Here is a 20156-nt window from a genome sequence, read left to right as displayed (position 1 = left end):
TTAAATTCTGATTTAATTTTTATTTGAAGACGCAATATAAAAAGACAAAAATATCTTTTATATGATAAGTCTCATATTTATAGTAATTCAAAAAAGCTTATTTTTAAAACTTTTGTCTGTGTTATAAATTGATTTTATTTAACCAATACTGCTTTTTGGAAACTAGATTTTGGAGCTTCACAAAGCGAACATTCATAGCTTTCTGGAAGCGTACTAAAAAGGGTTTCTGCAGGGATATTTTGAGTAATATCGCCAAAGGCTTCATCGTAAATTGTTAAACAATCTTTACATTGATAAACTTCTAATTCTGTGGTTTCTTTTTGTACCTCAACTTCTTTTTCTGCTTCTATTTCACTTCCTAATTGATCAAAATACAACTGACTTAATTCCATTAACAAACCTGGTAATTCTACTTTATCCACGTCTTGAACGTGCATAATATATTGCCTTGTATTTGGATCGAAATTTTTAGCATACAAAAGATTATACGTATCTCTTGTTTGAAAGTTGCCAATCATTTCTGGTTGTTTATTTTTTTCGACAACTATCGATGTAAAATAATAAGCTGCTTTGCTATAATCTGTAATTCCGAAGGTTAAACCATACGTACTAATATCGTTTTGATCGAAATTAGAAACCAAGTATTTCTTTAAATTTAAAGCATCTTTATTAGCTACAGGAATATGCCAATTTAACTCTAACATAGAATGGCGTACAATGATTCCTCGCTTCCCTAAAAACTTCTCCCAAACCAGTTTAGATTCTTTCGGAATCCCTTTCACCACAAAAGATTTCCAAGGTGTAATAGAAATTTTACCAATCTTATTTTCAGAACACAATTCGCACATTTCTTTTAAGAAAGAAATATCATATTTATTGTTTCTCCAATACAAACCTAACCAGTATTTATCCATACCAATTTTGTTCATTCCTTCAAAATAAGGAAAAGGGTAAAAAGGCACTTCTAAAGGTTTATCTACCGTTCTATTATTGGTATCTACGGCATCACTTACCAAATCGAAAATCATTTCGATGGTTTCTGGCTCTTCTTGAAGAACGTTTTCAATAGCAGTTTCAATCTTATCTAAATCCCAACTATAAATTAAAGCAGGGTACATTTGTGTTTTTTTCCAATCTGGAAGCCTGACATACAAATACCAATAATCTTCGTGTTCTGAAGCGATAAAGTTTATATTCCCTGTAACAAAGGAACCAAACGCTGTTTTGGATCTGTTAAATTTATTTTTAATTTAGATTCTGTGCTAAATTGTTCTAAAAGATATAAATATCTATCTCCGGTTAACCAAGACGTACTCGGAAAAATATCTGCACAAACATAAGACGAAACAATATTTTCTACACCTGTTTTATCGGTTTCTACAATTTTTAATTTATCAAATTGAGCTAACTCTTCTTGATTTACATTTTTAGGTAATAAAATATCTTGTCTAGATCCAAAAGAAATGGTTTTTAAGCCCAAACTTTCTACAGATTCACAAATGTACTTTAGTTCTCCAGGAGATAAAACTCCACCTCTTACAATGATTCTATTTAACTGCTCGCTCATACTGTTACTTTTGCATTGTTCAAAATTTCTCTTACTTCCGTTTTACAACTTCCACACCCTAAACCTGCGCCTGTTTTGTTACATAATTCCGTAAAATTAGAACATCCTTTAGCAATGGCTTCTTCAATATTTCCTTCTCCTACTTGGCTACAAGAACAAACTAATTTTCCTAAAACAGGTGCATCATTAGATGCGCCTCTTAACAAAGTATCTCGTTTGTCAGACATTTCAATCTTGCTTTCAATTAAGGTTTTAAACTCTGCAAATTCATTTTTATCACCTACTAAAACGGCACCAATTAGTAAATCATCTTTTACAATACACTTCTTATAATATCCTTTAGAAATATCTGTAAAAATAATTTCCTCGTAACTTGGGTCGTTATCCGGAACAGAAATCTCGCCAATACTACACAAGTTTAAATCGCTAAATTTTAGAATATTCATTAGCACAGAACCTTTGTAAGCCTCACTAATATCGCCTGCAATAAAATTGGCTAAAATGCCTGCTTGTTCTTCTGCTGCAGAGGTAATACCAAATAATTTATTATTGAATTCGGCAATTTCTCCAATCGCAAAAATATCTGGATGAGAAGATTGTAAATGCTGATTTACCTTTACGCCTCGCCCGCAAACAATACCGTTATTTTTAGCAATTTCTATATTGGGTCTTGTACCAATTGCATACACAATTGCATTGGCTGAAATGTATTTTCCACTTTTTAGGTTGATGGTTAATTCACCTGTATCTTCATCATCAAAAAACAGTACTTACTTCATTATCAAAATAAATTTGAATCCCTCTTTCTTGTACGTTTATTGATAATAATTTACTAGAAATTTTATCTAATTGACGTTCCATTAATCTAGATGCACGCTGAATAATAGTGATTTTTACATTCTTGTGCTTCATCGCTGCAGCCAACTCTAAACCTAACAAACCTCCACCAACAATTACAACATGTTGTTCTTCTGGCGGTAAACCTGTAGCATCTAAATAATTTTTAAATCGATCTGCATCATTTTTATTACGCATGGTAAAACGACCTGGTAAATCTATTTGCACATCTTTAGGTATAAAAGGTCTACTTCCGGTTGCTAAAATTAACTTATCAAACGAATGAGTTTCACCGTTAGAATCTGTAACAATTTTAGTCTCTTTATCAATTTTTTCTATAATTGTTTCTGGGTGAATTTTAATATTTAAATTCTTTAATTCAGCATTTTTTATTTTTAATAATTGCTCCCAAGAAAGTTCTTCTGTAATATATTCTGGTAATAAAACACGGTTGTAAAACAAGTTAGATTCCTTAGAAAAAACATGAATTTCATCCACCTCGTTATAATCTCTATAATTTTGTAAAAATCTAAAAGCGGCAGCTCCAGCACCTGCAATAATAATTTTGTCTTTCGGTTTTTTATATTTTGAAACTGAAACCGATGTAAATTTAAAATCTGGCTCTTTAGAAACCGGATCTATATGTGTATTGGTTAAATTATTAGCTCTATTTAAATTACTATTTAGCACTTTACCCCAATGCATTGGTAAGAAAACAACGCCTTCTTTAATTTCGTCTGTAATTTTTGCACGTACTCTAACAACTCCGTTAGCACTTTTTATCTCTGTAATATCTCCGTCCTTAATTTTATTTAAATACGCATCTACAGGATTTATTTCTAAAACAGGTTTTGGATAATGTGTTTTTAATCTTGCTACTTTTCCTGTTTTGGTCATCGTGTGCCACTGATCTCTAACACGACCTGTGGTTAAAATTAACGGAAACTCGTCATTCGTTTTTACTGATGTATTTTCTATGGTTGATGGAACATTAAAAATTGCTTTTTGAGAAGGTGTATAAAACTTTTTATCCTCAAAAAGACGTGGCGTTCCTTTACTTCTATATTCATTTACGGGCCACTGAAAAGTACCTTCGTTTTTTAATCGATCATAATTTAAAAAAGAAACATCAATATTTGTTCCTTTGGTCATCGAAGCATATTCATCATAAATTTCTTCTGCACCATTATAATTAAAACCTCTAAAGCCCATTCTTTGTGCAAAATCACAGAAAATCTCTACATCTGGTCTTGCTTCTCCTGGCGCTTCAATTTCTTTTGGTAAATAAGAAATTCTTCTTTCAGAATTTGTCATGGTACCTTCTTTTTCTAACCACGCAGCAGCTGGCAACACCAAATCTGCATAATTTAAAGTATCTGCTTTATGAGAAATTTCTTGTACCACCACAAATTTAGATTTTGCCATGGCTTTTTCTATTTGATGAGAATTTGGCATACTCACCAAAGGATTTGTACTCGCAATCCATACCGCTTTTACCTTTCCGCTTTCTAAAGCATCAAATAATTCTGTTGCTGTTAATCCTGGTTTTGCAGATATTTTATCTACTCCCCAAAATTGTGCAACTTCTCTTCTATGTTCTTCGTTTCCTAAATCTTTATGAACCGCTAACAAGTTTGCCATTCCACCAACTTCTCGTCCGCCCATTGCATTTGGCTGACCCGTTAATGAAAAAGGACCTGCACCAGGTTTACCAACCTGACCAGTTATTAATGATAAATTTAAAAGTGATGTGTTTTTGTCTGTACCAATTACACTTTGGTTTAAACCCATTGCCCACATACTGATAAAGCCTTTAGAAAGACCAATCATTTCTGCAGCTTTCTGAATTTCTTTTGCAGGAACTCCACAAATTTTAGACGCTTGTTTTAAAGTCGTTCCAAAAATAACTTCTTTATAACCATCAAAACCTTGTGTGTGGTTCTTAATAAAATCTTCATCAATTAAACCACTTTTGTACAAACACCTACCAATAGCATTGTATAAAACAACGTCGGTTCCTGGTGTTAATTGCAAATGCAAATCTGCAAATTTTGCAGAATCTGTTTTACGTGGATCAATTACAATTACTTTTACCTTCGGATTTTCTTCTTTGCGTTTTTCAATTCGCCTAAACAAAATTGGATGACACCAAGCAGGATTTGCACCTGTTATTAAAAAAGTATCAGCTAATTCTATATCGTCGTACGAAATTGGCACACTATCTTCTCCGAATGTTTTTTTATAACCAACCACAGCAGAACTCATACATAAACGTGAGTTGGTGTCTATATTATTGGTTCCTAAAAACCCTTTTGTCAGTTTATTAGCAATGTAATATTCTTCTGTTAAACTTTGTCCGGTAACGTAAAACACTACAGAATCTGGACCATGTTTTTTATAATTGATTTAAAAACGCTGGCAGCTCTATCTAAAGCAGTATCCCAAGAAACACGCTCACGCGGATGAGAACGACTCCAACGCATTTCTGGATATAAAATTCTGTCTGAAGTATCATTTGCAACATAATGCAAGTTCATTCCTTTAGAACACAACATCCCTTTGTTAACAGGATGGTCTTTATCTCCTTCAACAAAAACCTTGTTGTTCATGTCTTTTTTTACGATAATTCCGCAACCTACTCCACAATAAGAACACGTTGTTTTAATTTCATTTTTAATCATTTAGACCAAGGTTTTATACAAAATACGACATTAAAATTTTACTAACCAAAATTCAATTTTTTTATTCTGAATACATTTAAAAAAGAGAACTGAATTTTTAAATCTGTTTTTCGATTCTTTATTTATTAGATAATTGGGGCGACATTCATCTGTTTTATCTTTTTACTTTAATTGGTATCAACTCTGGTGATAAACCATTTATTTTTTCTGTTTCATCTTCTTCTTCTGTAGAAAACTTAATTGCTAACGCTGCAATACCCGTAGCAACAATCACAAAACCAATTAATAAATATCCGTTTGCAACGGCACTTGAAGAAGCTGCAGATTGCGCTGCCTTAATAACCTCATCTCCTAAACCTTCGCTAGATACAATGGCTGCTTTTTCTGCCAATGAAGATTTAGATTTTAATAACATTGCTGCTAAAAATGCACCAACATTTCCTCCTGCTCCAACAATTCCAGAAACAGAACCAATGGCTTTTTTATTGATAAATGGCACTACAGAAAACGTTGCTCCTTCTGCCATTTGTACACTTAAACTAAATAATATTAATAAAACAACTCCTAAAACAAGACTTGTAGCTCCAGAGAAAAAGATCAACATAACTCCTTGTAAGGTTAAGATGAAAGACAAGAATAAAACACGACCTCTCAATCCTTTTAACTTACCAAATTTATCTCCAAAGAAACCACCTAAAGTTCTTGCAAAAATATTCATCAATGCAAAAGACAATACAATGTTACCAGCTGTTACTCTTTGTAATTGAAACGTATTCTGAAGATAATCATCCATAGTTCCATACACTGTTAATTCAATTCCAAAACTTGCAGCATATACTACAAAAAGAATCCAAACTCTATAATCTTTTAATACTTCTAAAAATCCTATTTGGTCTTTTTTAGTAACAACCATTTCTCCAGCTGCTTTTAATTCGCCAAAGTTTCCTTTTGGTGTATCTGTTGTAAATAAGTAATATACAATACCCATTAAAAAACAAACAATACCAGCAATAACCATAGAATATCTCCAAGCCTCTCCGTCTGCAACACCAAAAGCAACCACTGCTGCTGCAATTAAAGGCATACCTAATCTATTTGCGCCACCACCTAAGTTACCCCAACCTGCAGAAGTTGCATTTGCGGTTCCTACAATATTTGGTGCAAACATTAAAGAAGTATGTACTTGTGTAATTACAAAGGAAGCTCCAATAAAACCAATAAATAATCTACAAACTAAAAATTGCGTTGGTGTTTGTACTAATCCACATAAAACAACAGGAATTGCACCTAACATTAGCAACCATGTATAACATAATCTTGGTCCGTATTTATCACATAATTTACCAATTAGTAAACGTGCAAATACGGTTCCTGAAACGGCTAAAATAATTGAATTCCATTTTTGATCTGGTGTTAAGCCTAAATCTTTTACAACATCTGGCATAAAAGGTACAATACCAAACCATGCAAAAAAGCATAAAAAGAATGATATTGATGTAATCCAAAATGTACGAGTGGATACATTCTTAAAATCGAATAAACTTAATTTTGTAGATTTTTCTTGAGATAGATTTATCATAATACATATTTTTAGATACACAAAAATAAGTATAAATACTTAATTATTATACTAAAAAATACGTATTTTATAATTATTAGTAGATTAATAATTACGTAGTATTGAATTTAAGAATATGATAAAATTGGAGTTGAAAAATAATTGTTATGAAAAAGGTGTATTCCAACAAATTGTTCTATTCAATTTAAAATCAAAAGGTAAAGTGTAACAAATAGTTCAATTAGACTACTAATCAATTGAAAATAAACGGAACAAAAATGAAAAATAATAAAGGAATAAATCTATTTGTGGTTGGAATGGCACTTTCAACACTCGGAATGACATTTTTAGCTGATTATAAAACTTTACAATATAGCGCTATGATTCTTGGCTTGTTAATTATGATATACAGTGTATTTGTAATTGATAAGTTAAAGAAAAATCAAACAAAAAAATAAGCATTAATTGCCGCATAGAGATGTACTGAGGTTTTTTCTTTGCGTCCTTGGCGATATAACTTTGTGAACTTTTCGGTGAGTTATTACACAGAGACTCACGGAGAAACAAAGAGATGCACTGAGGTTTTTTTCTTTGTGCCCTTGGCGATATAACTTTGAAAACTTTGCGGTGAGTTATTACACAGATATATTTACAATCAAAAGACCTATATCAACTGATACTCTTTGGCCTTATTTGTTAATTCTTGTAGGTTTTTAGCCTCTAATTTCTTCATTAAATTAAAACGATGCACCTCTGCAGTACGCTTACTAATAGACAATTCTTCTGCAATATCTTTATTATTCTTTAATTCTAAAACTAAATTAAGTATTTGTCTTTCTCTTTTAGTTAGTTTAAAAGGCGCAACTTTAACTTCTTTTTGCTCCTCAATAACTTTACTCGTTTTTCCGCTTACAAAGTTGTTCATTATAATGGTAGAAACATCACCCGTAAAATACTTATCGCCAGCGGCTACATTATTTACCGCTTTTAAAAACTCTTCTTTACTAGCTCCTTTTAACAAATACCCATCTGCACCTGCTTGTATAGATTTTAAAACATACTCTTCAGAATCGTGCATAGAAAGCACTAAGGTTTTTACATCTATTTTCTGTTTTGTAATTTCTGCAACCACTTCAATTCCGTTCATTTCTGGCATACGAATATCTACAATAAGTACATGAGGTTTATTTTTAGCAATAACTTCTAAAGCCTCTTTTCCGTTAGAAGCTTCATCAATTACGGTAATTCCTGATTGATCTTCTAAAAGTGCTTTTATTCCATCTCTTACCAAAACGTGGTCGTCTGCTAAAACTACATTTATCATAATTGCAACTATTTTATACGTACAAAAATAAGGTTTTTAAGTAAAACTACGTATTTATCTGGTGAGGAGTTTTATAATGCACTAGTTTGTCATTTCGAACGCAGTGAGAAATCACATAATATTGCGCTATTTTTGACAATCACTGTTATAAGATTTCTCCTAAAGTAGAAATGATAAGATTGTGTTTTAAATAGGAATATTCAAAGTAACTCTTGTCCCTTTTCCTAATTCTGAATTTAAGAATAAACGACCATCAATATATTTAATTCTTTCTTTCATAAAGGTCATTCCCATGCCTCCATCTCCGTTTTTTACTTTCTTTACTTTCGATGGTTCAAAACCTTGGCCATCATCATCAATAACAATACTTAAAATATTTTTACTGTGAGAAAGTGACACTAAAATATGTGAAGAATCTGCATATTTAATAGCATTATTAATTGCTTCTTGGGTAATTCTATAAATATTAATTTCAACCAAAGAATCTAAACGATCATTAAAATCTGTTTTGTTATAAAACATAATTTCTTTACCTGTTAATCTACCCAATTCTTGTGTTAATTTGGTTATGGCAGGCACAATTCCGTGATCTGATAATTCTGGCGGAGTTAAGTTAAAAGTAGCGGTTCTAACTCCTTTTATAATGTTGGTGGTTAATTCTTTTAGGTGTTCTATTTTAGACGTTGTTTTCTCAATATCATTCATATTGATGCTTTCTAGATTGTATTTTAATCCTGTAAGCATTTGTCCAATTCCGTCATGAACGTCTTTAGCAATTCTGTTTTGTTCTTTTTCTTGATTTTCAATAATCTTGCTTGAGATTATTTTTTGCTGACTCATTTTCTCTTCAAAATTGGCCTTTGTAAGTCTTTCAATTTCTGTTTGAGCCGCTTTTCTTTCGGTAATTTCTGAAGCAATAATTAACAATTCAGACCTATCTTCTGTTGGTCTATAAGGCACTAAAGACATTTCTAACCAAATATCTACATCTCCTTTTATGGTTGCTTTTACCTCTCCTTGCCAACCTGTTTTTTTATGTTTACTAATTAAATTTTCAATAAATAATTGTTCGTTTTCATTGTTAGATAAAACATTCCAAATCAATACTTCTTTGTTCGATTTTGATAATTTAAACAAACGAGAAAACTTATTTCCCATATGAATTAAATTGCCGCTTGGAGAAGTTCTTGCAAACAACAACGTTTCATCCATCGCATGACTTAAAGCACGTAATTCTTTTATTGATTTTTCTTTAGAAAGGCTTAGCTCATCTGCATCAAAAGCCATTTTTTTAGCTCTTTTTTCTGCAAATAATAATTCTGAGAGTGTTGCTTTTACGGATTTTGCAGTTGGCCAAAAAATGAATAAAAATTCTCCTAAAAGAATTAATAATGTACAAGACATTAAAAACAATTCTAACTTTTTTAACCAAGCTATTTTTTTATCGGCTTCTACATTGTATTGATTTACAATTTCATCCATCATCAATAAAAAAGAACCTTCGTTTTTGGTTACTTTTTCAATTTCGAATGCTAATTCATCAATAGAAATTGTAGCATCTTCTAACTTTTGTAAAATTGTTTTTGAAGCTTTTTCAATAGTATTAAAAACAGGATTAATCGCTTTAAATTCACTTTTAATTTTATCGCTATTATGTTCAGGAAGCCCTAAACTGTCATTTCCCTTTTGAAGTGCATTGTGCGATAACTTCCATAAATAGAGAGTTTCTGAGATATTATTTTTAAGTCGAAGTCTGTTTTTTTTATCAGAATAATCAGAAAGGGAAACAATTTCTTTGGTTAATTTCTGACTCAGCATTCTTTGTCTACCAGCAACATTAATTACGGTAGAATCACTTTTTTGAGTTTCTAAATGATTGCGAATTAAAACTTGACTGATAATTATTGTAAGCGCAATGGCACTTAACGCAATAATATACAAACGGCTTAATTTATTAAACGTTCTTTGGTCTAATGAATTGCCGTTTTTAGTCATTATTTAGATTACATTTATTATGAAATGGCTTGTTTTACCAACGCTAAACTTTTTTCTGAAAATGGTATTTTTAAAGCTGCTTCATGCCCCTTATCAGACATTTTTACCCACGTTTTCTTTAAAATATCAATGATTTTTTCATCGCTATGTTTCGCTGCAAATTCATCAAAATAATAATCTAGAAAAACTAGACAAATAACATCTTCTAAAGTTTGAGATTCTTCGTTTTTCTTGATGAGTTTTTTTAAGATAATTTTCTGAACTCTATCTACAAATTGAGCATCAAAACCAACTTGTTCTAAGATTTCTCCAGTCAATTCTGCGTGCATCTTTTTTAATTCTTCACGCCATTTTAGGTACCCAACTCTATCCATCGGAAACTCTTTTCTTCCAATTTTCCAACGACAAATATGTTGTGCTCTTGCCGCAATTTGAAGTGCTTTTGATGCATTTGGATCAAACTGAAGTAACTTTCTAGTCATCCTTTGAGAATATAATAATTCTTTAGGATACTCTAATCCAGAAACTTGGTAATTGTTTGGGTCTTCTGCGTTTTTTTTATCAATAATAGCAATAGCAGTTTCAAATCTTGTAGGCTTCATTTTTTAGTTTTATTCAGAGAAGCCAATATACACATTTTCTGCTTCAATCTTAATAGGATATACAGCAATAGGTGCTAAATCTGCATTTAAATTTTCGCCAGTTTCTAATGAAAACGTTTTTTTATGCAAAGGACATGCAATTTTAGGAATCCCTTTATGATCGCCCAACATACCTCTAGACAACACCATTTCTTGTTTTTCTGGTGATAAATTCTGACATGCATACCATTTATCTAATCTAGAAAAATTGAAAACAGCAATTTGTAAATCTTTGTACTTTACACACGCACCACCATCTTTTGGAAACGCACTTACTGGAGCGGCTTTAAACCAAACCTTTACTTCTGCTTCTTTTACTGTTTTGTATTTTAAAAGTAATGTGTCCATAATTATATTTGTTATTTCTGTTCAATTAAGTAGTCTTGTTAAAAATAATTGAGATTTAAAATGTTATTTTAAAACGTTCTGTCACTTCGATTTTAAGAGAAGTCACATTACAGTGAACACATAATGTTTAGCAACTTTATACGATTTCTCCTTATGTCGAAATGACAAAACTGTGCGTTTTATTTGTACCTGAAAAAATTAATTTTTCCAGAGTTCTGGCATTTTTTGATCACGTAAAGGCACAAATACTAAGTTGTCATCTCTATCATCTGAATTTACAAAATGATGAAAACGTTTCTTTGTTTCTTCGTTTGCGATGGCTTGTTTCCACTCACATTCGTAAGCATCCACTAAGAATTGCATCTCTTTTTCTAAATCTTCAACAATATGTAAACTGTCTTCGATAACCACTTTTTTCAATTGCTCTATTCCGCCTTCTAATTTATCTAACCAAGCAGCAGTTCTCATTAACGGAGCAGCTGTTTGTATGTAATAAATTAAGTAACGATCTAAATATTTTATAACCGTTTCATTGTCTATTTTTTCGGCTAATAACTGTGCGTGTCTTGGTGTTGCACCACCGTTTCCACCCACATAAAGATTCCAACCACCTTCTACAGCAATAATTCCAAAATCTTTACCTCTAGCTTCTGCACATTCACGGATACAACCAGAAACACCTCCTTTAATTTTATGTGGAGAACGCAATCCTTTATACCTGTTTTCTAGTTCGATGGCAAACGTGATACTTTCATCTAAACCATAACGACACCATGTAGAACCTACACAACTTTTTACAGTTCTTAAAGATTTTCCGTATGCATGACCACTTTCAAAACCTGCATCAATTAACTCTGTCCAAATTGCTGGTAAGTCATTTAATTCTGCACCAAAGAAATCGATACGCGCTCCACCGGTAATTTTTGTATATAAATTATATTTCGAACCTATTTGTCCTAAAACAATTAAATCCTCTGGCGTTAGCTCTCCACCTGCAATTCTTGGCACCACAGAATAGGTTCCGTTACGTTGTATGTTTGCCAAAAATTTATCGTTTGTATCTTGTGTAACGTCTTCTTTATTTGGAGTATCATTATATAAACTTGCAAAAATTGAAGAAACTAACGGCTTACAAGTTTCACAACCATGACCGGTTCCTGCAGCGTCTAAAACTTCATTAAAAGAAGTTAATTTTTTAGCTTTTATAATTCCGTATAATTCTTGTCTGCTATATTCAAAATGTTCGCAAATTACATTTTTAACCGTTTTACCTAACGATTTTAAAGTTTCGTTAACCAAATCTGTAACCATTGGTTTACAACCACCACAACTTGTACTTGCTTTTGTTGATGCAATAACGCCTGCTAAATCTTCGCAAGAACCATCTTTGATAGCTCCACAAATTTGACCTTTACTTACATTCTCACAAGAACAAATTTGCGCCTCGTCTGGTAAATCTAGTGCGCTACCAAAAGCACCGCCTTCTGTTGCTGGTAAAATTAATTGTGCAGCATCTTCTGGAATTGCCATTCCGTTTAAAAATACTTGATGCAACATATTATAGTCTGATGCATCCCCTACTAAGATTCCTCCTAATAAAGATTTACCATCTAAACTAACATTAATTCTTTTATATAAATGTTGTGTTTTGTTTTCGAAAATAACAGAATGTCCTTTAGATACAGGCATAAAAGGTTCTCCAAAACTTGCTACATCTACACCAATTAATTTTAATTTGGTAGACATGTCAATCTCAGCTGGCATTAATTCTTCTGTGTTTCCAATAATCTGATTTACTGCAACACCAGCCATATCGTAACCAGGAGCAACCAAACCATAAATCATTTGGTTGTACAAAGCAACTTCTCCGATTGCGAAGATGTTTTCGTCGGAAGTTTTCATTTTATTGTCAACTACAATTCCGCCACGAACGCCCATTTCTAAGCCACAAGTTTTACCAAGTTCATCTCTTGGACGAATTCCTGCAGAAACTACTAATATTTCTACATCTAAAACATCGTCTTCGCCAAACTCCATTCCCGTAATAGCATCGTCTCCTAAAATCTGGTTCGTTGCTTTACTTAAATGTATATTTAATCCTATCGATTCTAATTTTAATTGCAATACTTTACTACTTCTTGCATCTAATTGTCTTGGCATTAATTTAGGCGCAAACTCTATAATATGAGGCTCTAAACCCATATCCATAACAGCTTTACCTGCTTCTAAACCTAATAAACCTCCACCTAAAACAGCAGCTCTTGCATTTGGATTCTTCTCCTTAAGATTTGCTGCATACGCCAACATCCCTTCTAAATCTTCTATAGTTCTGTACACAAAAACTCCTTCTTTTTCTACACCTTTAATTGGCGGCACAAAAGCAGAAGATCCTGTTGCTAAAACTAAGTAATCGTAATTAAAAACTCTGTTTTTGGCAGTGATTATAGTTTTTGTAGTTCTTTGAATGTCGGAAACTCTTTCATCAACAATTAAATCGATTTTATTTTCTTTATACCATTCTGCAGGCGCCATCTCTAAAGCTTTTGCATCTTGGTTTTCGAAAAACTCACTTAAATGGACTCTATCGTAAGCAGGTCTTGGCTCTTCACCAAAAACAATAACTTTAAATTCTTCATTTACAGATGCTGCTACAAATTTTTCACAAAATTTATAACCAACCATTCCATTACCTACAACTATAATTGTTTTCATAATTACGTATTTAAACTACAAAACTAAGTATTATTACTTATTTGTACATATTTAATTTTATAAAATTTACGTATTAATTAAATTATTATTGATTTAAAGAAATGAATACTTATAAAATTGATAATAGTTAAAATTTAGCAATTAGAATTGTTAATAGTGTATTTACGCTTTATTTCGATTACAGTTTTTAATATCTTTACCATTCACTTAATTATTATTTTTTTAATGGACGATTTTTTACTGTATTTTAAAATGGGCTTAAACCATGTGTTAGATTTAGCTGCTTATGACCATATTTTATTTTTAATTGTTTTAGCTGTTGTATTTAGCTTTAAACAATGGAAAAAAGTTTTATGGCTGGTTACATTATTCACAATTGGTCATTCTATTACTTTGGCTTTATCTGCTTATGGTATTCTAAAAATTAAAATGGATATGATTGAATTTTTAATTCCGGTAACCATTTTTATAACAGGAGCTATAAATGTTTTTACAGCAAAAAACACTGCTTCTGGTAAACAAAACATCAACTTAATATTTGCTTTGTTTTTTGGTTTAATTCACGGTTTAGGTTTTTCTAACTATTTTAAAATGATGGTTGGTAAAGAAGAAAATAAATTGTTTCCGTTATTAGAATTCGCATTAGGTATAGAAGCTGCTCAGATTATTATTGTTTTAGGAATTTTAATTGTTGGTACACTACTACAAAACTTTTTTAGAGCTAGCAGAAGAGATTGGATTTTAGTTTGTTCTTCTATTGTAATTGGTTTTGCCATACAAATGATGACCGATAGAGTGTTTTGGTAAACAACCAAGTTTTCGTTTTTTTACTATTGACAACTTGTAGGCTGCGTTAGGGATTGCAGTGAAAATCCTTTTTATGAAGAATGAATAAAAAGATTGTAGCGTAAAGCCCGACCTGAAAGGGAACGCCCAAAAATAATGCTTAAAGAACATCTAAATAAATTTTGTCTAATTATTAACGTCTTATTTCTGTAAATCTTTTTACTTTCGTTCTGTATGACTGATAAGAAACAATTAAAATACGATAGGGCTTATTTAAAAATGGCTCGCGAATGGGGAAAATTATCTCATTGTAAACGTAAACAAGTAGGCGCGCTTATTGTAAAGGGCAGAATGATTATTTCTGATGGTTTTAACGGAACACCCACTGGTTTTGATAATTGTTGTGAAGATTGTAATGGAGTTACAAAGTGGGAAGTTTTACATGCAGAGGCAAATGCCATCTTAAAAGTTGCTTCTTCTACCCAATCGGCAAACGGTGCCACCTTATATATTACCTTATCTCCATGCACGCAATGCAGTAAATTAATTCACCAAGCAGGAATAAAACGTGTTGTTTTTGCAGAGTCATACAAAGATACCTCTGGCATTAATTTTTTAGAAAAAGCAGGCGTAGAAATCATGCATTTACCTTATGAAAAATAAAAACAACCTTCCTATATATTTATCTTTAGCAGTTATTTTTGGTTTACTAATTGGTGTTTCACTAAATGGTAGCTCTAACAATATATTGTCTTTAAACAAAAACTCATCTCAAGAAATAAAAATAAGGAAACTTATTAATTTTATTGAAAAGGATTACGTAGATACCGTAAATACGGAGAGTTTATTAGATGGTGCCATTACGCAAATGTTAGGTAAATTAGATCCTCATTCTGTGTATATCCCTAAAGAGAACTTGCAAGCTGTTAAAGAAAATATGCAAGGTAATTTTGTAGGTATTGGTGTTCAGTTTAGAATTATAAACGATTCCATTACTGTTATACAACCCATAAAAGGCGGACCAGGTATAAAGGCAGGTATTAAAGCTGGCGATCGTATTTTAATGGCAGATAAAGATACTTTGTATGGTAAAGGCATGTTTACAGATAAAGTGCCTGGTTATTTAAAAGGAAAACCAGATACCAAAGTAGCTCTTAAAATGTATAGAAAAAGCAACGATTCTCTCTTTACTGTTTCCGTTACTCGTGGTAATGTAAATATTAAAAGTGTTGATTTAGCCTATATGATTAACGATTCTATTGGTTATATAAAACTAGATCGTTTTGCGAGAAATACGTATAGTGAATTTAAAACGTCATTAAACACCTTAATAGATGATGGAATGACCGATTTAATTCTTGATATTAGAGGAAATGGTGGTGGCTTTATAGACATTGCAAATAGCATTATTGATGAATTTTTAGAAGATGATAAACTGATTGTTTTTACCAAAAACAACAAAAATAAAGTAGAAGAGTCTTTTGCAACCTCTAAAGGAGATTTTGAAAAAGGTGGTTTGTATGTTTTAATTGATGAAAACTCTGCATCTGCATCAGAAATTTTAGCAGGTGCTTTACAAGACAATGATAAAGGAACAATTATAGGTAGACGTTCTTTTGGAAAAGGGTTGGTACAAATAGAAATGGATTTAGGCGATGGTTCTGCAGTGCGTTTAACAACGGCACGTTACTACACCCCTACCGGTCGTTCTATTCAGAAACCTTATGACCACGAAGGAAATAAAAATTATTATACAGATTATCAAAAGAGGGTTGCTAATGGAGAACTCTTAAGTAAAGACAGTATAAAAGTGGTAGATTCATTAAAATATACTACTCCTAAAGGAAAAGTTGTTTACGGCGGTGGCGGTATTATTCCGGATATTTTTGTTGCCATAGACACCACTTCTTATATGAATGGTTTCTACTTTAACTCTATAAATGATTTTGCTTTTGACTATGTAGATAACAATAGAAAAAAACTACAAAAATGGACCATAGCTAATTTTATTACTGATTTTGATACCGATGAAACGGTTTTTAACAGCTACTTGTCTGATATTAAAGACAGACCTACACCTTCTTTTAGCACCAGCCAAAACTTAAAAAAATACTTAAAAGCAGCTATTGCAAACACTCTTTTTGGTGATGTTGGTTTTTATAGAATTATGCATCAAGATGATAAAATGATTCAGAAAGTTTTAGAATTGGAAAGTGAGAAATAGTTTGAGGTTTTAGTTGATTGTTTTTCTCCTCAGTTTTGTGGGATCATTGTTATGAGACTTCTCAATACTTCGAAGTGACAAATTCTATGTTTTTTTGGATTCAGTTTTGTCATTTAGAACGGAAAAAGCAATTACATAAAACAACGCTGTATTATGGCATCACGGTTATGAGACTTCTCAATACTTCGAAGTGACAATTAGATTTATTCTATTCCGTTTAGCTTTGTCATTTCGAAATGAGCTTTTTAGCGATTGATAAATCGCTAATTATTAAAAAAAACAATACAAACTACTGTTACCTCTTCTAACTCTTTAGACATGTTTTCATATTTCTAAGGATGAGAAACATAAAAAAATAGCCTGCTTTTTTAATGATTTTAAAACCATGATTTGTACTGTTTTATAACAAGTTCTCTAACCTCCAAACACCTCAAATTCTTAACGTCATTCCTTAAAAATAAGGACTTACTACTAAAAGGAAGTTACCATACTTTAGATCTAAAAATAGTCTAGATTATTTGTTAAAAATAGTTTTTTTTAGATGAAAAAAGGAAATACTTTTACACTATAAATTTTTGGTTTTATATTCAATAAATTGAATTAAAATTAAAAGGGAATCAGGTAACTTTTAAAAGAAAACCTGAGCTGTTCCCGCAACTGTAAGCATTGTCTAATTATTAGATTATCGTTATTTCTTACACCACTGTCTTAGTTAAAGACGGGAAGGTTTTAACAAAATGCAAGCCAGGAGACCTGCCAAAAATTATATTCGTCTTTTTTAACTTTCGGGAAAAAAGTTAAAAAGAAATATGTATTATATGCACTGTTTTTCTACTTTTATAAAAGGTTGAGAACTTGCCTATTTTGTTTTTTAAAATTTTAAAATCAATCATAATGAAAAGTTATCTATCTAAATTAGCCTTAATTGGTTTATTATTTGTTGTATCCTGCACTAAAAAAGATGTAGTTTTTGAAGAAGCACTACCAACTTACAACAATGCTTTTATCTTATCTCTAGAAAGTGATAAAACAGCAATTACATTTCTAGACGAAAATCAACTTGCAACACAAAACGTTCATGTATTTGACAATGCAGAAAGCACTTCTTTTTCTAGCTACAATAATGAACTATATATTGTAAGTCAAAACGGACCTTCATACATTTCTAAAGTTAATACAGAAAATTTAGAAGTAGAAGAATCTATAACTTCTTCTAACGTATCTTCTCCATCCTATTTACAAATGTATTCTAAAACGGATGGTTTGGTAATTAACACCTCTGGATCAGGAAGAAATAGAAATTATAATCTTTGTCATGTAAATACAACTACTGGTATTGGAGATGCAATAACTGATGTTTCTAATAAAATTCTTTTTAACAATTCTGCACTAATTTTAGATGCTGAAAATGTTTTAATTGCAGATGGAAAAGAATTAGTTGTAATGAATATTACTACTAAAGAATTTACTTCTGCAATAACATTTGATGATGCTATTTCTGGGCTTTTAAAAGATAAAAATGGAAGTATTTGGGTAGCAAAAGAAAAAAGAGCCACAGATGCTACCTTTACAAAACTAAATGCAAATTATTCTATAAATGAAACAGTAACAGTAACAGATACTGCTATTAATTTATTTAAAAACAGTATTTTAACTATGAACTCAGAAAGTACGAATGCTTTTTGGTCTGAATCTGCATCTGGAAAAATTTATACTTTTGATACAGAAACGAAAGTAATTGAAGAGTTTGCAACACCAATTAATGAAGGAATTGCCTTAAACACTGTTGTAAAACAACACCCAAAAACAAAACAAGTTTATGTAATTGGTTTGGAAGATTTTATGGATCCAGATAATAGTGTTTTAGTAATTTATAACTTAGATAAAACTGTAGCAAACACAGTAACAAAAGTAGGAGCATCTCCCATAGACCTTTACTTTTCTGACAAAGAATTTATAAACTAAAACCAGTACTCTAAAATAAATCTACAAGGAATTACTTTGTAGATTTATTTTTTTAAAAAAGAGACACAAAGCGCTGCGACTTCTTCTAATTCTTTAGACATATTTTCCTTGTACCAAGGATGAGAAACATTAAAAACATGGTCTGCATTTTTAATGATTTCTAACTGACTTTCACCATTCCAAGTATGTATTTTTTTACCTTCATCTAGAGAAACAGAAGTATCTTTATCTCCATGAATTATTAACTGTGGAATTTTTAAATTGGCTACAGCTTTTTGAATATTTAAACGCGTCTCGTTTTCTTTAAAGTCTAAATAAAACTGATAGAAATGCGGCATATTTTGCTTTGTTCTTCCGTTTAAGACATATTTTACACCTGTTCTTTTCCAATTCTCTAAATCGTCAGTAATTGTACCTCTAGAGCCAAAATCGCAAACAGAAGCCAAAGAAATTACTTTTTTTACTCTTGCGTCTTCATTTGCTTTTAGTAGCACAATTCCGCCACCTCTACTATGTCCAATTATTGAAATATCATTTACATCTACTTCATTTTTATAAGTGGTGTTTGTAGCAATCCAATCGATTACACTTTCTAAATCGTCTAATTCTTTGGTATAATTATTATTACCGAAAGCCTCTAAATCCGGAAAATCAATTGGGTTTACAGCAGTGCCTCCATTATGAGAAAAGTTGAATTTTATAAAGAAAAATCCTGCTTTTGCAAAAGTTTCCGCCAATAAATTCCAAGCGCCCCAATCTTTAAATCCCTTGTAACCATGACAAAAAACAACTACTTTTTTTGGTTGTTGATCTTCCTTATAAAACACATCTGTTACAGTTGGTTTGCTGTGTTTTCCTTGAATGATAATGTTTTTTAAAATTTTCATTTTCTCTTTAAATAAATAGTTTTACAACTGTAAAAACAGCTACTAAACCTGTTATAATTGATAGAATTAAATTGATATCTTTTGTTAGCTTCCCTGTTTTTTGTTGAATTATTTTTGCGAATTTTCCATATAAAAATAGGATATAAAATGTACCTAATACAGATCCTAAAATAAAGAAGAACACAGAAACAAAATCAAAACTAAACAGATTAAAAACATCTAAGGTAATAATGGTTCCGCTAAAAAAAGGAATCCCAAACATGTTTAAAACAGATAGTGAAATTCCGGTTAGTAAAGGATTTATACTTTTAGTTTTTACTGCATCAACCTTTATTTTTCCTTTTTTAGATTCGTTATAAAAATAGTAAGATAAGGCTATAAAAACAACGATTCCTGCTTTTTCTATAGTTTCTAAAATGGTTGGGGTTTGCGCAATGTATTTGGTTAAAATAACAGCAATTATCACTTGCGGAATGATCATTAAAGAAACTCCGAATGCGTATTTGTTAGCTGCCAATTTCCCTTTTTCTAAACTAATTTTTAGAGCAGTCATATTTAGCATACTTGGCGTAATAGACCCTACAAAAGAGAACATAAATCCGAAGAAAAAAAGTAAAAATATATTCAAAAT

13 protein-coding genes, 2 pseudogenes and 1 riboswitch are annotated in these 20156 nt (G+C 31.4%); of the genes and pseudogenes, 5 read left to right on the top strand and 10 right to left on the bottom strand.

Annotated features, from left to right (window positions below; all coding sequences use genetic code 11):
* Positions 1 to 134: 134 nt before the first annotated feature.
* The 3 genes and pseudogenes from WG945_RS11170 to WG945_RS11155 all read right to left on the bottom strand — a co-directional run bounded on the left by WG945_RS11170 (position 135) and on the right by WG945_RS11155 (position 6664).
* A pseudogene (locus WG945_RS11170) lies at positions 135 to 1567 on the bottom strand (rubredoxin).
* Positions 1564 to 5085 (bottom strand): annotated as a pseudogene (locus tag WG945_RS11160) (molybdopterin-dependent oxidoreductase). The pseudogenes WG945_RS11170 and WG945_RS11160 overlap by 4 nt, the downstream one beginning before the upstream one ends.
* A 154-nt stretch (positions 5086 to 5239) precedes the next feature.
* Positions 5240 to 6664 (bottom strand): MFS transporter, encoded by a 1425-nt coding sequence (locus tag WG945_RS11155; RefSeq protein ID WP_068447951.1) that lies wholly within the window; start codon positions 6662 to 6664, stop codon positions 5240 to 5242.
* Between the two features lie 257 nt (positions 6665 to 6921).
* Between WG945_RS11155 and WG945_RS11150 the strand changes: the two genes are divergently transcribed.
* Positions 6922 to 7101 carry a hypothetical protein gene (locus tag WG945_RS11150; RefSeq protein ID WP_068447949.1) on the top strand — a complete coding sequence of 60 codons (180 nt, stop codon included), beginning with the start codon at positions 6922 to 6924 and terminating at the stop codon, positions 7099 to 7101.
* 206 nt (positions 7102 to 7307) lie between these two features.
* On the opposite strand, the gene WG945_RS11145 is transcribed toward WG945_RS11150, so the two are convergent.
* The 5 genes from WG945_RS11145 to nirB form a co-directional block, all read right to left on the bottom strand.
* Complete coding sequence (locus WG945_RS11145; RefSeq protein WP_068447946.1) at positions 7308 to 7967, bottom strand: response regulator transcription factor; 660 nt, start codon at positions 7965 to 7967, stop codon at positions 7308 to 7310.
* A 186-nt stretch (positions 7968 to 8153) separates the two neighbouring features.
* Positions 8154 to 9962, bottom strand: coding sequence for a type IV pili methyl-accepting chemotaxis transducer N-terminal domain-containing protein (locus tag WG945_RS11140; protein WP_068447945.1), 1809 nt, complete (start codon positions 9960 to 9962; stop codon positions 8154 to 8156).
* 17 nt (positions 9963 to 9979) lie between these two features.
* Positions 9980 to 10564, bottom strand: a complete 585-nt coding sequence (locus tag WG945_RS11135; RefSeq protein ID WP_068447943.1) for a DUF4202 domain-containing protein — start codon at positions 10562 to 10564, stop codon at positions 9980 to 9982.
* Between the two features lie 9 nt (positions 10565 to 10573).
* Complete coding sequence (gene nirD, locus WG945_RS11130) at positions 10574 to 10951, bottom strand: nitrite reductase small subunit NirD (protein ID WP_068447941.1); 378 nt, start codon at positions 10949 to 10951, stop codon at positions 10574 to 10576.
* A gap of 198 nt (positions 10952 to 11149) precedes the next feature.
* Positions 11150 to 13663 carry a nitrite reductase large subunit NirB gene (gene nirB / locus WG945_RS11125; RefSeq protein ID WP_068447939.1) on the bottom strand — a complete coding sequence of 838 codons (2514 nt, stop codon included), beginning with the start codon at positions 13661 to 13663 and terminating at the stop codon, positions 11150 to 11152.
* Between the two features lie 225 nt (positions 13664 to 13888).
* Here nirB and WG945_RS11120 point away from each other — a divergent pair, with 225 nt between their 5' ends.
* The 4 genes from WG945_RS11120 to WG945_RS11105 all read left to right on the top strand — a co-directional run bounded on the left by WG945_RS11120 (position 13889) and on the right by WG945_RS11105 (position 18638).
* On the top strand, positions 13889 to 14470 hold the full coding sequence (locus WG945_RS11120; RefSeq protein WP_068447938.1) for a HupE/UreJ family protein: 582 nt from the start codon (positions 13889 to 13891) through the stop codon (positions 14468 to 14470).
* Between the two features lie 213 nt (positions 14471 to 14683).
* Positions 14684 to 15112 (top strand): deoxycytidylate deaminase, encoded by a 429-nt coding sequence (locus WG945_RS11115; RefSeq protein ID WP_068447937.1) that lies wholly within the window; start codon positions 14684 to 14686, stop codon positions 15110 to 15112.
* Complete coding sequence (locus WG945_RS11110) at positions 15102 to 16673, top strand: S41 family peptidase (protein WP_068447935.1); 1572 nt, start codon at positions 15102 to 15104, stop codon at positions 16671 to 16673. Before WG945_RS11115 ends, WG945_RS11110 begins: the two co-directional genes overlap by 11 nt.
* A 559-nt stretch (positions 16674 to 17232) precedes the next feature.
* A riboswitch (cobalamin riboswitch) is annotated at positions 17233 to 17447 on the top strand.
* A 120-nt stretch (positions 17448 to 17567) separates the two neighbouring features.
* Positions 17568 to 18638 carry a DUF5074 domain-containing protein gene (locus WG945_RS11105; RefSeq protein WP_068447933.1) on the top strand — a complete coding sequence of 357 codons (1071 nt, stop codon included), beginning with the start codon at positions 17568 to 17570 and terminating at the stop codon, positions 18636 to 18638.
* Between the two features lie 44 nt (positions 18639 to 18682).
* Here the strand turns inward: WG945_RS11105 and WG945_RS11100 are convergent, their stop codons facing one another.
* Positions 18683 to 19525, bottom strand: a complete 843-nt coding sequence (locus tag WG945_RS11100) for an alpha/beta hydrolase family protein (RefSeq protein ID WP_068447931.1) — start codon at positions 19523 to 19525, stop codon at positions 18683 to 18685.
* 7 nt (positions 19526 to 19532) lie between these two features.
* Complete coding sequence (locus WG945_RS11095) at positions 19533 to 20153, bottom strand: glutamate dehydrogenase (protein ID WP_231874520.1); 621 nt, start codon at positions 20151 to 20153, stop codon at positions 19533 to 19535.
* Positions 20154 to 20156 lie beyond the last annotated feature (3 nt).

This window comes from Polaribacter atrinae (assembly GCF_038023995.1).
GTDB lineage: Bacteria > Bacteroidota > Bacteroidia > Flavobacteriales > Flavobacteriaceae > Polaribacter > Polaribacter atrinae.
The sequence above is the reverse complement of the archived record's forward strand: the minus strand, read 5'-3'. Positions and strand labels throughout refer to the sequence as shown.

Excerpts from the sequence above, each read along its gene's own strand:
- WG945_RS11155 (WP_068447951.1), bottom strand. The coding sequence starts at position 6,664 with ATGATAAATCTATCTCAAGAAAAATCTACAAAATTAAGTTTATTCGAT.
- WG945_RS11150 (WP_068447949.1), top strand. The coding sequence starts at position 6,922 with ATGAAAAATAATAAAGGAATAAATCTATTTGTGGTTGGAATGGCACTT.
- WG945_RS11145 (WP_068447946.1), bottom strand. The coding sequence starts at position 7,967 with ATGATAAATGTAGTTTTAGCAGACGACCACGTTTTGGTAAGAGATGGA.
- WG945_RS11140 (WP_068447945.1), bottom strand. The coding sequence starts at position 9,962 with ATGACTAAAAACGGCAATTCATTAGACCAAAGAACGTTTAATAAATTA.
- WG945_RS11135 (WP_068447943.1), bottom strand. The coding sequence starts at position 10,564 with ATGAAGCCTACAAGATTTGAAACTGCTATTGCTATTATTGATAAAAAA.
- nirD (WP_068447941.1), bottom strand. The coding sequence starts at position 10,951 with ATGGACACATTACTTTTAAAATACAAAACAGTAAAAGAAGCAGAAGTA.
- nirB (WP_068447939.1), bottom strand. The coding sequence starts at position 13,663 with ATGAAAACAATTATAGTTGTAGGTAATGGAATGGTTGGTTATAAATTT.
- WG945_RS11120 (WP_068447938.1), top strand. The coding sequence starts at position 13,889 with ATGGACGATTTTTTACTGTATTTTAAAATGGGCTTAAACCATGTGTTA.
- WG945_RS11115 (WP_068447937.1), top strand. The coding sequence starts at position 14,684 with ATGACTGATAAGAAACAATTAAAATACGATAGGGCTTATTTAAAAATG.
- WG945_RS11110 (WP_068447935.1), top strand. The coding sequence starts at position 15,102 with ATGAAAAATAAAAACAACCTTCCTATATATTTATCTTTAGCAGTTATT.
- WG945_RS11105 (WP_068447933.1), top strand. The coding sequence starts at position 17,568 with ATGAAAAGTTATCTATCTAAATTAGCCTTAATTGGTTTATTATTTGTT.
- WG945_RS11100 (WP_068447931.1), bottom strand. The coding sequence starts at position 19,525 with ATGAAAATTTTAAAAAACATTATCATTCAAGGAAAACACAGCAAACCA.